14 protein-coding genes are annotated in these 14605 nt (G+C 71.3%); 3 read left to right on the top strand and 11 right to left on the bottom strand.

What is annotated here, in order from left to right:
- Positions 1-28 precede the first annotated feature (28 nt).
- The 6 genes from AP234_RS32970 to AP234_RS32945 all read right to left on the bottom strand — a co-directional run bounded on the left by AP234_RS32970 (position 29) and on the right by AP234_RS32945 (position 6116).
- Positions 29-1045, bottom strand: a complete 1017-nt coding sequence (locus AP234_RS32970; protein WP_063843192.1) for a copper transporter — start codon at positions 1043-1045, stop codon at positions 29-31.
- On the bottom strand, positions 1042-2238 hold the full coding sequence (gene steA, locus AP234_RS32965; protein WP_055483693.1) for a putative cytokinetic ring protein SteA: 1197 nt from the start codon (positions 2236-2238) through the stop codon (positions 1042-1044). Before steA ends, AP234_RS32970 begins: the two co-directional genes overlap by 4 nt.
- A gap of 75 nt (positions 2239-2313) precedes the next feature.
- A complete protein-coding gene (gene recN / locus AP234_RS32960) occupies positions 2314-4062 on the bottom strand; it encodes a DNA repair protein RecN (protein ID WP_055483678.1) in 1749 nt (582 codons plus the stop codon).
- 95 nt (positions 4063-4157) lie between these two features.
- Positions 4158-5066: an NAD kinase gene (locus AP234_RS32955; protein WP_055483692.1), complete on the bottom strand. Its 909-nt coding sequence runs from the start codon at positions 5064-5066 to the stop codon at positions 4158-4160.
- Between the two features lie 25 nt (positions 5067-5091).
- On the bottom strand, positions 5092-5904 hold the full coding sequence (locus AP234_RS32950) for a TlyA family RNA methyltransferase (protein WP_055483677.1): 813 nt from the start codon (positions 5902-5904) through the stop codon (positions 5092-5094).
- Positions 5901-6116 (bottom strand): hypothetical protein, encoded by a 216-nt coding sequence (locus AP234_RS32945; RefSeq protein WP_055483676.1) that lies wholly within the window; start codon positions 6114-6116, stop codon positions 5901-5903. Before AP234_RS32945 ends, AP234_RS32950 begins: the two co-directional genes overlap by 4 nt.
- A gap of 259 nt (positions 6117-6375) precedes the next feature.
- Between AP234_RS32945 and AP234_RS32940 the strand changes: the two genes are divergently transcribed.
- On the top strand, positions 6376-6723 hold the full coding sequence (locus AP234_RS32940) for an SCP2 sterol-binding domain-containing protein (protein WP_055483675.1): 348 nt from the start codon (positions 6376-6378) through the stop codon (positions 6721-6723).
- A gap of 275 nt (positions 6724-6998) precedes the next feature.
- On the opposite strand, the gene AP234_RS32935 is transcribed toward AP234_RS32940, so the two are convergent.
- Positions 6999-8033, bottom strand: a complete 1035-nt coding sequence (locus AP234_RS32935; protein WP_055483691.1) for an HAD-IIA family hydrolase — start codon at positions 8031-8033, stop codon at positions 6999-7001.
- A gap of 41 nt (positions 8034-8074) precedes the next feature.
- The gene (locus tag AP234_RS32930; protein WP_055483674.1) at positions 8075-8500 is read right to left on the bottom strand and encodes a tetratricopeptide repeat protein; all 426 of its coding nucleotides are present in this window, start codon (positions 8498-8500) and stop codon (positions 8075-8077) included.
- Positions 8501-8586: 86 nt separating this feature from the next.
- On the opposite strand from AP234_RS32930, the gene AP234_RS32925 reads away from it, so the two are divergent.
- On the top strand, positions 8587-9813 hold the full coding sequence (locus tag AP234_RS32925; protein WP_200926834.1) for a DUF1015 family protein: 1227 nt from the start codon (positions 8587-8589) through the stop codon (positions 9811-9813).
- Positions 9814-9838: 25 nt separating this feature from the next.
- Here AP234_RS32925 and AP234_RS32920 read toward each other — a convergent pair whose 3' ends face one another.
- Positions 9839-10144 carry a single-stranded DNA-binding protein gene (locus tag AP234_RS32920; protein ID WP_055483672.1) on the bottom strand — a complete coding sequence of 102 codons (306 nt, stop codon included), beginning with the start codon at positions 10142-10144 and terminating at the stop codon, positions 9839-9841.
- A gap of 88 nt (positions 10145-10232) precedes the next feature.
- On the opposite strand from AP234_RS32920, the gene AP234_RS32915 reads away from it, so the two are divergent.
- Entirely contained in the window at positions 10233-11162 is a 930-nt protein-coding gene (locus AP234_RS32915) for an MBL fold metallo-hydrolase (protein WP_055483690.1), read from the top strand.
- Positions 11163-11245: 83 nt separating this feature from the next.
- Here AP234_RS32915 and AP234_RS32910 read toward each other — a convergent pair whose 3' ends face one another.
- Both AP234_RS32910 and AP234_RS37515 read right to left on the bottom strand, forming a co-directional pair.
- The gene (locus AP234_RS32910) at positions 11246-12451 is read right to left on the bottom strand and encodes a hypothetical protein (RefSeq protein WP_063843191.1); all 1206 of its coding nucleotides are present in this window, start codon (positions 12449-12451) and stop codon (positions 11246-11248) included.
- An 815-nt stretch (positions 12452-13266) separates the two neighbouring features.
- Positions 13267-13839 (bottom strand): hypothetical protein, encoded by a 573-nt coding sequence (locus AP234_RS37515; protein ID WP_160330533.1) that lies wholly within the window; start codon positions 13837-13839, stop codon positions 13267-13269.
- Between the last annotated feature and the right edge of the window lie 766 nt (positions 13840-14605).

The following is a 14605-nucleotide window of genomic DNA, read 5'->3' as shown; positions in this document are numbered from 1 at the left end:
TCGTTACGGGGACACGCCCGCTACCTGGTCAACCGCGCGTGCCCGCCGGGCTCGGCTCCGGACCGGGACTCGGGCTGGCGGCCGGAGTCTCGCCGCCGGCGGGGCCTGAGCCGGGGGCGGGCTCGAACGCCGCGACGCCGGGGCCGATGCCGTACGCCCCGGACCGGCCGACGAGTTGCTCCCGCAGAGCGTAGACCACCACGACCCGGCCCGCGGCGAGATCGGCAGTGTCGACCGTCGACACGTTCGACGCGGCCTCTCCGTTGTCGTGCAGCGCCGCGATCACGCCGCCCGCGCCGGAGGCGCTCACATCTCCGGCGAGCACCGTGCCCAGGGCGGCGGCGTCGAGCCCCGCGGCCACCGAGACGATGGCCGCCGTCTCCTGTTCGGCGCTCTCGCCCTCGTACGGCTGAGCCGGCGCGAGCACGATCGCCAGCGTGGCCCGCTGCGCGGGGTTTCCGCTCTTGATCAGGAAGTCGCCCTTCTCGAACGCCTCCAGCACGCCGGCCGCCGCCGGGTTGGGCTGCCCCGCCTCGGCCGGGTCGGTGGTCACGATCGCGCCCGCGAGCAGCGCCGCCGCCTTGTCGTACGGCGTTGCGCCCTCGGGGAAGCCGGCGCCCGGGGCGGTGAGCGAGGTGGCCAGGCCGTCGACGACACCCGTCTGGTCCTTGGCGGTGAACTTGTCGGTCAGGCTGATCCGGCCGGTGAAGACGGCTCCGGCGTCGGCGAGGAGCTGCTGGAGGGGGTCGCGCAGGGCGGCCGGAGCACCCGGGGCCTCGACGAGCACGACGTGCTCTCCGGCGAGCGCGGCGCGGACGAGTTCCTCGGTGTGCGCGGTGACGAGCGCGTCGTTGCCCTCCTCCCGAGCCTGCAGATCCGAGATCTGCGCGAGGTATTTCTCGTTGTTCTGCCGCAGCGTCGCGGTCAGCTCCTCCGTGGATTTGTAGAACGTGGGCTCGAGAACCGTGCTGCCCAGCACGATCCCGACCGTGAGCGCCAGGAAGATGGCCACGATGGAGACGAGGTGATAGCGGAAATCGATCACGAGAAGAGTCCGACCAACCAGAAGACGAAGCCGTTCCAGGCGACCCGCAGTGCGTTCAGCCACACCTGCCCGATCGGCGAGACCGACAGTACGACGCCGATGGTGACCAATGTCGTGGCGACCAGCAGCAGCAGCGAGGAGGTGGAGATCCGGCTCCGGTAGAGCCTGCTGACGCCCTTGGCGTCGACGAGCTTGCTGCCCACCCGCAACCGGGTGAGGAACGTGCTCGCCATGCCGGATCTCCCCTTGTCGAGGAACTCGTCGAGGGTCCAGTGCGTGCCGACCGCGACGATGAGCGAGGCGCCCTTGTCGTCGGCGAGCAGCATCGCGATGTCCTCACTCGTACCGGTGGCGGGGAAAAGGACGGCGTTCTGCCCCAGCCGGTGCACGCGCTCCAGGCCGGGGGCCCGGCCGTCGGAATAGGCGTGGACGACCAGTTCCGCGCCGCAGCACAGCGCCTTCTCCGAGACCGAGTCGAAGTCCCCGATGATCATATCGGGCAGATAGCCCGCGTCGAGCAGCGCGTCGGCGCCCCCGTCGACGCCGATCAGAACCGGGCGGTACTCCCTGATGTACGGCCGCAGCGTCGCGATGTCCTCCCGGTAGTGGTAGCCCCGCACCACGATGAGGACGTGCCGGTCCTCCATGACCGTACGGACATCGGGGACGCCCACACCGTCGATGAGCAGGTCGCGCTCGCGTCTGACGTACTCCATGGTGTTGGCCGCGAACGCCTCGATCTGCACCGCGAGGCCGGCCCTGGCCTCGGTCATCGCGGCGTCGATCGTCTCGGCGGTCTGCTCCTGGCCCTTGCCGACCAGCTCGTCGCCGAGGTAGACCATCCCGTCGTGCAGGCGGATGACCTCGCCCTCCGCGACCCGCTCCAGCAGTTCGGGAGAGGCGTTGTCGACCAGCGGGATGTCGGCCTCCACGAGGATCCGCGGCCCCATGTTGGGGTAGCGCCCGCTGATGCTCGCCGCGATGTTGATCACGGCTGCCGGAGCGCATGCCGCGAGCGCCTCCCCGCTGACCCGGTCGATGTCGACGTGGTCGATGATCGCGATCTCGCCGGCCTGGAGGCGCTTGGTCAGCCTCTTGGTCCGCCTGTCGATTCTCGCCACTGCCGTCACCCCGGGAAGGCCGTCTGCCTTCCTGCGGCGGAGGCCCGGAACGTTCAAGCTCGGGACCTTCATCATCAACCATCCTGCCAGATGACGGCGGTGGGCATGGCGGCTCACCCCGGAGCGTGTCATTTTCGCCACAAGTTGTTAAGAATTCTGTCGGCCGCCGGCGGCCTTCTCCCATACCGCCTTGTCGGCGGCGGCGATGGACAGCAGCTCCGCGGCGTGCGCCCGGCCGAGCTCGGAGTCCTCCAGCCCGGCGAGCATCCGCGACAGTTCCCGCGCGCGGCCCTCCGGGTCGAGCGCCACGACGCCGCTGCGCACCACCCGGCCGTCCCCCGCCTTCTCCACCACGAGGTGCTGGTCGGCGAAGGCCGCGACCTGCGGCAGGTGCGTGACCACGATGACCTGGGCGGTCCTGGCCAGCTTGGCCAGCCGTCTGCCGATCTCGACGGCGGCCTTGCCGCCGACGCCCGCGTCGACCTCGTCGAAGACGAACGTCGGCACCGGGTCGGCGCCGGCGAAGACCACCTCGATGGCGAGCATGACGCGGCTCAGCTCACCCCCCGACGCTCCCTTGGTCAGCGGCAGCGCGGGCGCCCCCGGATGTGGAGCCAGGCGGATCTCCACCTCGTCCACCCCGTGCGGGCCGAACCCGCCGCTCTCGGTGATCGCCACGCTCACCCGGGCGTGCGGCATGGCCAGCGCGGCCAGTTCCTCGGTCACCGCGGCGCCGAAGCGCTCCGCCGCGCCGCCGCGGATGGCCGTGAGCTCGGCGGCCAGCTCGCCGAGCCGTTCGGTGAGCGCCGTGTGCTCCCGCTTCAGCTCGTCGATCCGCTCGTCGTCCCCGTCGAGCTCGGCGAGCCTGGCGGCGGCCTGCCGGGCCCAGGCCAGCACCGCCGACGCGTCCTCGCCGTACTTGCGGGTCAGCCCGGTCAGCAGCGACCTGCGCTCCTGTACGGCGGCCAGCCGCGCGGGGTCGGCCTCGACGGACTCGGCGTAGGCGGCCAGCTCGGTCGCGATGTCCGAGAGCAGGTAGCCCGCCTCGGCCAGCCGGTCGGCGAGGCCGGCGAGCACGGGGTCGAAGGCCCGGACCGCCTCGACCGCCGAACGGGCCTGGCCCACCAGCGACACCGCGTCGTACACGCCCTGCTCGCCGGACATCGGATCGCCGAGAAGAGCGCCGTGGGCGGTGACGGCCGCGGTGCGCAACGCGTCCGCGTGGGAGAGCCGATCGGCCTCCTCCCTCAGCTCGACGTCCTCCCCTTCCCTCGGCTCGGCCTTCTCGATCTCCGTCAGGCCGAACCGCAGCACGTCGGCCTCCTGGGCCCGTTCCCTGGCCCTGGCGGTCAGCTCGCCGAGCAGCTCCCCGACCTGCCTGTGGCGCCTGTAGGCCTGCTCGTAGGCGCGCAGCGGCTTGACGAGCTCGTCGCCCGCGTAACGGTCGAGGGCCGCGCGCTGGCGGCCCGGCTGGAGCAGCCGCTGCTGGTCCATCTGACCGTGCACGGCGACCAGGTCGTCGGCGATGAACGTGAGGGTCCCCACCGGAACCGAGCGGCCGCCCAGCCAGGCTCGGGAGCGGCCCTCGGACGACACGGTCCTGGAGATGATGAGCGTGCCGTCCTCGACCTCGCCGCCGACGTCCGCGACCTGCCGGGCCACCCGGCCGTCCGGCTCGACGACGAGCGTCCCCTCGATCGTGGCCCGGTCGGCCCCGGGCCGGACCCTCGCCGGGTCGGCCCTGCCGCCGAACAGCAGGCCGAGCCCCGTCACCACCATCGTCTTGCCCGCGCCCGTCTCCCCGGTGACGACGGTGAACCCCGGTGACAGCTCCAGGACAGCCTCGTCGATCACGCCGAGCCCCTGGATGCGGACCTCCTCGACCCTTGGCCGCACTGGTCCCTCCCGATTCGCCGACCGTACTGAGTCGTCTCCCTAAGTGCCCACGAGATCCTACGCGCTATGCGTCAAGATTTTCGATGAGAGCGCGGTCAGTGTGGACGGGCACGGCCCCGCCAGCCCTCCACCGGCAACTCGAACTTGGCGACCAGACGGTCGGTGAACGGCGCGCCCGTGGTCTCCACGCCGAGCAGGCGCGCGAGCCGTACGGGCACGGCCGACCGGCGGACCTCCACCCGGGCCGCGGGCGGAATGTCGAAGCGGCGGCGGCCGTCGCACCACAGAACCCCCGGGCCGGTGCCGGGGACGATCTCGACCGCGAGCGTGGAACGCGGCGAGACCACCATCGGCCGGGCGAACAGCGCGTGCGCGCTGTTGGGCACCAGCAGCAGCGCCTCCACCTCCGGCCAGACCACGGGGCCGCCGGCGGAGAAGGCGTAGGCCGTCGAACCGGTCGGCGTCGCGCAGATCACCCCGTCGCAGCCCCACCGCGACAGCGGCCGCCCGTCGATCTCGGCCACGACCTCCAGCATGCGGTCCACCTTCTCGACCGACGCCTCGTTGAGCGCCCATGTCTCGGCGATGACTGAGCCGTTGAGCCGGGCGATGACGTCGACGGTCATCCGCTCCTCGACGTCGTAGCGGCCCTCCACGACGCGGTCGACCGCGGCGGCGAGGTCCTCCACCTCCGCCTCGGCGAGGAAGCCCACGTGCCCGAGGTTGACGCCGAGCAGCGGCACGCCCACGGGACGGGCCAGCTCGGCGGCGCGCAGCAGGGTGCCGTCGCCGCCCAGCACGATGATCAACTCGGCCTCGTCGAGCGCGGCGGGACCATCCGGGACCACCTCGGCGCCGGCGCAGCCGATCTCGTCCGCCTCGCAGTCGAGCACCCGCACGCTCAGCTCCGCGTCGATCAGCCGGTCGGTGACCAGCCGGGCGCTCTCGACCGCGGCCGGCCGGCCGGTGTGCGCCGTGACGAGGACCGTCCGCTTGGTGTTCACCGCCAGCTTGGTGTTCACGCGTCGCTCACCGAGGTCCCTCCGCCACCGCCCGCTCGATGGCCGCCGTCAGATCGGGGACCGGCTCGTGCTCCGATCCCTTCCCAAGCCACAGGAGATATTCCACGTTCCCGGATGGTCCTGGCAGGGGGCTCGCCGTGACGCCCTTCACGGTCAGCCCCAGCGACCGGGCCGCCGCCGCGACATCGGCGACCGCCTCGGCCCGCAGCAGCGGATCGCGGACCACGCCGCCCGGCCCGACCCGCTCCCTGCCCACCTCGAACTGCGGTTTGACCAGCAGGGCGAACTCCGCCGTCTCCGCGGCGCAGGCCGCCAGGGCGGGCAGGACCAGGCGCAGCGAGATGAACGACAGGTCGCCCACGATCAGCGTCGGGGGCTCCCCCACCATGTCCGGGGTCAGGTCGCGGACGTTCACCCGTTCCATCACCGTCACCCGCTCGTCGGTGCGCAGGGACCAGGCGAGCTGGCCGTACCCGACGTCGACGGCGAGCACGTGGGCCGCGCCGTGCCTGAGCAGCACGTCGGTGAAGCCGCCGGTGGACGCACCCGCGTCCAGGCACCGCCGGCCCGCCACCGTGAGCCCCTCGAACGCCTCCAGCGCGCCGAGGAGCTTGTGGGCGCCCCGCGACACGTAGTCCGGCCCCTCGGGGATCTCCGCGACCACGATGGCGGTGGCGGTGTCGACCTGCGTCGCGGGCTTGCCGGCCGGGCGCCCGGCCACCGAGACCCGGCCGGCTCTGATGAGGCCGGCCGCCTGCTCGCGTGATCTGGCGAGCCCGCGGCGTACGAGCTCGCTGTCCAGCCTCATCCGCTTGGTCACGGCCGCACGTCCGCTGTCGCGTCCGGCGCCGAGCCGGGAGCCGGGTCGTCCACCGACGCGAGCACGGCCTCGAGGCCGGTGAGCACCTCTTCGAAGATCGCGACGTGTCCGGCCACCGGCGTGTCGCCGAGCCGGTCGATGGGCGACATCACCGCATCCACGCCGCCAGCGAGCGGAGGGCGCTCCGGCCCCGCACCGCCGATCTCGGTCATCGATCCCCTCCACGAAGCGGACGGGCGAGGCACGCCGGGTCCGGCGTCGCGATATCCGCCGCCCTTCCACTGGTTCGCCTCGACGCTATCGGACGCGGGCGAGGATCGCGCCGTCTCCCGCCACATATTGGAGCCCCATCTCCTCTGCGATGCTTCCTTGATTTCGCACAAGGCTCACGTGGAAAGCTACCGTCGGTGGTAGCGGACACTCGTGTCCGGGGAAGGCCCTCTGAAGGTCCGTGAAGAGAAAGGACAGCGCATGGCGACCGTCGAGGAATGTCGGGCGGCGCTGGAAAAGCTCATCGAGCAGTTCGCCGAGATAAGCGAGAAGGACCGAGCCAAACACGTGGTGGAGCGCAGGCTGGCCTGCCGGATCTCCGACCTCGACGTCACCTTCTACGGCCGGATCCACCCGGAGGGACTCGACCCGTTCAAGGAGGTCCCGCCGGAGGACGGCCGGCCGGCGGAGGTGAAGCTCACCCTCAGCAGCACGGACCTGATCTCCATGGTGAACGGCGAACTCGACATGGCCCGCGCCCTCCTCGGCGGGCGTGTCAAGATCGACGCCAGCCTCGGCGACCTGCTCCGCCTCCGCAAACTCCTCTGACCCCGCCCCCCCAACTCCCCCACACCGTGATCTTGCGAATGCTCGCACGTCGAGCCAAGAGCAGGGACTTCACCCTCCGTGATCTTGCAGTTTCTCGCAGACATATGCCTTGACCAGCGAAAACACCATTCTTGGTCTTGCATTCACAAGTGCAAGATCAGCAAATGCATCCATGCGGGTCGGACGGCCCAACTGCGAGTATCTGCACGATCACGGGAGTGATTCACGCAGCTCAGGGGGATGGCATGCGAGAAACTGCAAGATCACGGGCTGGGTCAGGTGCCGATGGCGGACAGAACGGGCTTGACGGCGTCCTCGTCGGCCCGGCCGTCCCCGGCCATCGCCCATGCGGCCGCGCAGGCCGCGCGCAGCCCGTCCACACGATCCCCCCGGCCCTCGCCAGGAGCGGCGACCACCAGCCGTCCGTCCTCCCACGAGGCCTCCCAGCCGCGGCAGCTCCAGCCCGCGCCGCTCCGCCGTACCGTAGGCGCGGGCTCGTGCAGGCCGGACAGGTCGGCGCAGATGTGCGTGGGGCGATGGCGCGGGCCCGCGGTGAGCACGTCGAGCGGTCCGGCCACCCCCGTCAGCACGAGCAGGCTGTCCACCCCGGCCCGGTTGGCTCCCTCGATGTCGGTGTCGAGCCGGTCCCCGACGACCAGCGGGCGCCGCGATCCGGTACGGATCACCGACTCGCGGTGCAGCGGCGGCTCGGGTTTACCGGCCACCACGGGCTCGACGCCGGTCGCCGTGGCGATCACCCGGGACATCGAGCCGTTGCCCGGCAGTTGGCCCCGGCCGGTGGGCATCGTGGTGTCGGCGTTGGCCGCCACGAACCACGCGCCCTGCCGTACCGCCAGTGCGCCCTCCGACAGCAGGCCGTACGACACGCCTTCCCACATGCCCTGGACCACGGCGGCCGGTGCGTCCCGGGCCGTGGTCACCGGCCGCAGACCGTGTGATCGTACGGCCAGGCGCAGGCCCATGCCGCCGACGACCAGCACGGCCGAACCCGGGGGAACCCGCTCGGCCACCAGCCGGGCGGCCGCCTGCGCGGACGTCACGACGTCCTCCTGCGTCGCGGGGACCCCGAGATGCCGCAGGTGCTGTGCGATCGCGCCCGGCGTCCTGGAGGCGTTGTTGGTCACGAAGGCGAGCCGCACCCCGAGATCACGGGCAGCCGTCAGCGCCTCGGGGGCGCCCTTGACGGCATGCCTGCCGAGATAGACCACGCCGTCGAGATCGAGCAGGAGCGTGTCGTAGGCGTCTACCAGCGCCGGCCCGCGCGGCCGCTCCCCCTCGTCGTTCTCCATGCCGCTCGTGGGACCGTTCCGCGGGCCGCTCGTGAATGCGGTCATGCCTGCCTCGCCCGGAGCGTCGCGCGGACCTGCTTCAGCGCCGAGACGTAGTGGCGCAGGTCGGGCCGCATCGCCGCGGCCACGGCGAGCGGTTCCTGTGCGCCCTCCACGTCACCGGTACGCCACCGGGCCATGCCCAGGCCGTAGTAGGCGTAGTCCTCCGCGGGATTCGCGTCGACGATCCACTGGAAGGTGCCGGCGGCCTCGGTGTAGCGGCGGGAGTTGAACTGGGCCCGGGCGAGCGCCTCGCGGATGCTGCGCGACTCCGGCTCCGCCTGCGCGGCCCGCTCGAGCAGCGCGGCCGCCGCGGCGGGGCTACCCTCTCGCAGGAGTTTCGTCCCCCGCGTGAACCACTCGTAGACGTCTCCGGACGGGGCACCGCGATCGGAGAACTCCGACGCCCCGTTTCTTCCCTGGGTCATTGGGTATGGCCTCCTGTGGTCTTACTCACTCGATATCCGGGCACCGCCGCGTTCGGTCGTCCGGGCCTTATGGCAACATGCCCGATATGGAGATTTCTGAACGGGCGGGACTGGTGCTACGTCCGTTCCGCGGCGTGCGCTACGCGGTGGACGATCTGGCCGCCGTCACCTCCCCGCCGTACGATCTCGTCTCTCCGGACGACGCCCGGGAACTGCTCGGCCGTCATCCGAACAACGTGGTACGGCTGATCCTTCCCGGCATCAGCCATTATGGGGAGGCGCGGGACGAGCTGCTCGAGTGGCTCGACACCGGCGTGCTGACCGTGGACGACCTGCCCGGGCTGTACGTGTACGAGCAGAGCGGGGTCGGCTTCCTGCAGCGCGGCCTGATCGGCGCGGTGGGCGTCGGATCGAGGTCGGTGCTGCCACACGAGAACGTGATGCCCGGACCGGTCGCCGACCGCCTGGCTCTGATGCGGGCCACGCAGGCGAACCTGGAGCCGATCTTCCTGGTCTACGAAGGCGGCGGCACGGCCTCCCGTCTGGTCGACGACGTGGCGACCCAGCACTTCCCCCTGGTCGACGTGCGGACCCGCGACGGCGTGCACCACAGGCTGTGGGCGGTCACCGATCCCGTCGAGATCGCCGCGGTCGCCGAGGACCTGCGGGACCGGCAGGCGCTCATCGCCGACGGCCACCACCGTTACGCCACCTACGAGGCGCTGCGCAAGGACCACCCGGGCCCGGGACCGTGGGACCACGGGCTCGCCTACCTGGTGGATTCGACCGCCTACCCGCCCGAGCTCAAGCCGATCCACCGGGTCATCCCCGGACTGTCCCTGGAGGAGGCGGTGACCCGGGCCAAGGGCGCGGGGCAGGTCCACGAGTTCACCTCGCTCGAAGACGCCCTGGCCGGGCTAGCCACGGCCTCGGGACCGGCGTTCGTGCTGGCCGGGGAGGGACCGCCGCACCTGCTGACCGACCCCGACCCGCTGCAGGTCAACCACGCCATGCCGGCCGAGCACTCGGCCCGGTGGAAGTCGCTCGACACCTCCGTCCTCACCATGTTCCTGCTGCCGAAGGTCTGGGGCATCGACGACACCGAGCAGACGGTGCTGGTCGTGCACCACGACGCGCAGGCCGCCGTACGGCTCGCACGCGGCATGGGCGGAACGGCCGTGGTGCTCAACCCCCTGGCGACCGACGACGTGCTGGAGGTGGCGGCCCACGGTGAACGGGTGCCGCGCAAGTCCACCTCGTTCGGCCCCAAGCCGCGCACCGGCCTGGTCCTGCGCATGTTCGCGACGGACTGATCGCCGTACCCGGCCCGTCGCCGGCTCACCCGTCCTCGACGCGGCGGGCCGTACGGACCTCGACCTCGTAGCGGCTGCCGCCCCGCCACCAGCGGCGGCGCAGCGCGCCCTCGACCTCGACGACGTCGTCGAGACGCCACCCGTCGAGCATGTCGCGCACACGGTCGTCGAACGTGGCGCATTCGACCGCGTCGGAGCGCTGGTGGCCGGCGTGGCCGGCGGGCCTGCGGACGGCCAGACGCCACTGTGTGAGCACGCTGCCGCTCGGCAGGTCCCGATGGACCGGCTCCATCGACAACCTGCCGACCAGCACCACCTCGTTGCGATGCATGCGATCCCCTTCCTTTCCGGGATCACTCTCGCTGGTTAGGCTGGCTTCCCAGGGCGCCGAATGCCGTTCTGTGGATTATGGGGTGGACATGGACAACGTGAGACCGCTCGGCGGCGACGTCTACGAGATCGACACTCGCATGGCGGGCTATTCAGGCATCACGGCCGGATACCTGATCCTGGGTGACCGTCCCTGCCTGGTCGAGACCGGCACGTCGACCTCGGCGCCCATCGTCAGGGACGCGCTGTCCTCTCTCGGGGTCGGCCCCGGCGACCTGGCCACCGTCGTGGTCACGCACATCCACCTCGACCACGCGGGCGGGGTGGGCGACATCGCCGACTACTACCCCTCGGCCGAGATCGTGGTGCACGAGAAGGGCGCCCGGCACCTCGCCGACCCGTCGCGGCTGATGTCCAGCGCCAAGATGGTGTGGGGGGACAAACTCGACGTGCTGTTCGGCGCGCTCGCACCCACCGACGCCGCGCGGATCCGGGCGCTGGGAGACACCGGCAGCATCGACCTGGGCAACGGCCGCACCCTGTCGAGCCACTACTCCCCCGGCCACGCCAAGCACCACGTCGGCCTGCTCGACTCCCTGACCGGCGACCTGTACGTCGGTGACGCGGCAGGCGTCTACCTGCCGGAGACCGGTGATCTGCGGCCCGCCACCCCGCCGCCGGACTTCGACCTGGACGTGGCGCTCGACTCGATCGCCCTGTTCCAGGCGCTGGGACCGCAGCGGCTGCTGTTCAGCCATTACGGACCGGTGGACGAGGTGACCGAGATTCTGGAGCGCTCGGCGGAGGAACTCCGGGTGTGGGTGGACCTCACCCGGCAGGCCCGGACGGAAGGCCTCGACCTCGACCACGCCGTCGCCATGGTCCGCGACCGGACCCGCGAGCGTTACACGGCGCTGCGGACCGACGACCCGACCGCCGAGCAGTTCGAACTGCTCAGCGGAGCACCGTCCAACGTCGCCGGCATCCTGCACTGGCTGGACCGCATACCGGACGCGTGATCCCCCAGAGATACGGTACGGCCGCAGGGCGGCACCCGACGACGTGAATCGTCGCGAGCGCCGCCCTGCCGCACGTCATGCGATCACTCCCGCGGCTTGCCCCGCCCCGCGGAGTCGTCGAGCACGTCACCCGGAGCGGGCCTCTTCTCGTCGACGTCCGGCTCCTTGAGGTCGTCCGGCTCCTCGATGTCGTCGAGCACGTCACCGAAGTCGGGCTCGATGAACGCGGGGCCGAACGCGGAGGCGTCCTGCCTGGGCTCGTTCTTCTCCACGGACTCGACGGCGCCGTCTGCCGCGGCCTTGGTGACGGCCTTGGTGACGGCATCGGTGGCGGCGGCCCCCGCGGCGTCGGCGTCGGCGTCGGCAGTAGCGGCGGCGGCCGGATCGGTGGCGGCTCCGGCCGGGCGGGTGCGCTCCGCCCCCGCCGCCACGACATCGTCGGTTTCCGCGACGAGATCGTCCGCCGATGCGGCGGCCGCCGTACCAGTCCGGTGCCCGGGGTCCTGGTCGGCCGGCTCGGCTTCGATGTCCGCATCCGCCGTGGCCGGTCCGCCGACCATTCCCACCAGGACGTCCAGATCCACTTCCGGCTCGAGGCCCTCGTCGAAGTCCTCTTCGAGGTCCTCGATCGCGGTGCCGGTCAGCTCGGCGTAGCGTTCGGCGGCATCGGTCTCGCCGTCCTCGTCGAAGGCCATCGTCCGCGCGAACCAGTCGACCGCCGCAGCCTCGTGCCCGGCCTCCGCCAACGCATCCGCGTACGCGAAGGCCAGCCGCGCCGACCATGGCTTCGGCTGCGGGTCGCGCAGCTCGGGCACACGCTGAAGCGTGACGACCGCCGCGTCGTGCTGGCCGAGATCACGCCGGACCCCGGACTCGACGATCGCGAGCTCGATCCTGCCCGCCCGATCCAGCCGCTCCGCCTCCTGCGAACGGATCAGATCGAGCGCCCGCTCCGGACGGCCGAGTCCACGTTCGCAGTCCGCCATCACCGGCAGGTACTCATCGGTCCCCGTCAGCCTGCGCGCCGCCCGGAGGTCATTGAGCGCCTCGGCGTACTGCCCCGCCCGGTAGGCGGCAATGCCGCTGACCTCCCGGACCACGCCGATCCTGGTGGCGAAGCGCCGGGCCACCTTCGCATGCTCATAAGCCCGCTCGGGATCGTCCGCGCTCAGCGCACGCGTCACCGCGACAAGATGACTGGCCACCAGATCGGCCAGGTCGTTCGGCAGTGAGCGCAACTCCGCCCGCGCCTCCCGGTCGAGCTCCTCCGGCGTGATGTCGGCTTCCAACTCGGGCAGCGCCTCACGGTGCTCGGACCTGCCGGCGCCTCGGTCATCCCGGCTGAAAGGACGTGGCCGATCTCTGTCGTCACGGCTGAAAGGACGCGACCGATCGCCGGAAGGCCTGTCACGGTCACGATCACGGTCACGCCCGCCGAAGGGCCGGTCGCCCTGGCCCCGCCCAGGCCGCCTTTCCCCGCGATCCCGGAAAGAACCGGCATCTCGACCGGTCCGCTCGTCACGATCACGGAAGCCGTATCTCCCGCGGGCCCCACCCCGATCACCCGACGGCCGACTGTCCCGATCGCGGTAGGAGTCCCGGTCTCCATAGGTGCGTTGCGGACGCTCGGAACGCCCACCGGCCGTCTCGTGGCGGCCCTCCGACTCGGAACGGCGCTCACGGAACGGGCGACGACCCGCGTCGTCCCGGTCATAGCGGCCCTCGTACGGACGACCACCACGCTCATCACGGTCACGATCGCGGTCACGGTCGTGGTCACGGACGCCGTACCGGCCCCCGAATCCACCGCCGCCTCGACGCTCCGCTGGCCGGTCGCGATCCCACTCACGATCGCGATAACCCCGGCCGTCTCTGCCGGAGTCTTCGCGCCGGCCTCCCTGCCTGCCACCAGGAGAACCGGACCGGGCGTCCCTACGCCCGCGGTCATCGCGATCGCCAGGCCGGAACGGCCTGCCACCCCGATCACCACGGTCACCTCTGCCACCACGGTCATCTCGGTCGTTCCGGTCGTTCCGGTCGTTCCGGTCGCGACCGTAACCGCCACGCGCGGAATCCCGATCACCGTACGAGCGGCGGCCGCCGCTCACCCCCTCGGCCGCGTCGCCCCGGTTCCAGGGCCCACGGTCACGACGATCGTCGAATCCGCCTTCCCTGCGGCGGTCGCCCTGGTAGCGGCCTCCGCCGAAGCCACCGCGGGAATCGGGGCGAGAGGCCCGAGGTCCACGATCGTTCCAATCCCGATCCCGATCGTGGTCTCGGCCGCGGTCGCGGTCCTGGTCGCGGGCGCGGTCGCGGTCGCGGTCGCGGTAATCGTTGCCGGGGCGGAACGAACCGCGCTCACCATAGCCCTGACCGCCTCGTTCATCGCGGTTTCGCGAGCCATACCCGCCTCCGAAGCGAGAATCCCGGTCACGTGGGCCGCCTCTGTCGTGCCGGAACGGACGATCGCCTCGGTCACCGCGCTCACCACGGTTGCCACGGTCGCCGAAGTCCTGTGCGGATCCGTGCCGCCGCTCACCGTAGCGGCCGCCTCCCTCGCCCCTGCTTCCTCCACCAGCGCGACCACTTCCGCGGAAGGCACCGGCGTCTCCGGCTCGGTACCTGCCCTCTTCGCGGTTGTCTGGGCGTTCGTTCTCGCCACGGCCCGCGCCGTCACGCCCGTCTTCTCTGTTCACTTCTATCCTCTGTTGCTCGCTCACCGCGTACGGCTCTGCATCCGAGTTCCTGTTCGCGGGTTCTGGGCTCTTCCCGGTGCTCTGTGTAGGGGAGAAGTCCGATACCGGCGGCTTTCCAGGAAGACCAGTTGTGATCGTGGCCACTCAGACCACGTTCGCGTCGTCGTAGCTTCTCGCTCTCTACCTGACGCGACGAAGGCCACCCGTGGTGGGCGGCCCGGTCCTTCCAGCCTAACGCGCCGGAGGCAGTACGTAAGCCGACTCGATAATCCCGTCCCACCCACCGATAGTGCAGCCGGTGGTAGCGACAACCACCGTGATCCCCCGACTTTCCGCCCCGGCCTACAGCTTTCAGATCGACCTATTTCACGTATCGACGGTTGGTGGGAGTGGGTGGGTGGCCGAGTTTGGTCGTCGGGTGGGTTCGGTGGGTGGGTGTCTGGGGTTGGGGGTGATGTGGTGGGGTGGCCGGGTTGACCGGGTTTTGTGGTGGGGTGGCCGGGGTCTGGTGCCTCAACAGTGCGGGCAGGGACGGGCGGCTGCTCCGGCCGGCCGTGACAGTTGCGCTCTGGCGGCAGAGGCCTCCGGCCTCCCCGGGCGCGGTGGTCTCGGGCACGGTCTCAAGCCGGCCGGAGCACCCACCCGCCCCCACCCACACCCCGGACGCGCCCACAGCACAGCCACCCCCAGCCAACACCCCCAACCCGCCACAACCCCCCCACAACAAAAAAAGGGAAGGCCCCACAG

It is taken from the genome of Sphaerimonospora mesophila, from assembly GCF_001417795.1.
Taxonomy (GTDB): domain Bacteria; phylum Actinomycetota; class Actinomycetes; order Streptosporangiales; family Streptosporangiaceae; genus Sphaerimonospora; species Sphaerimonospora mesophila.
This window is presented reverse-complemented; position numbering and strand designations above follow the sequence as displayed.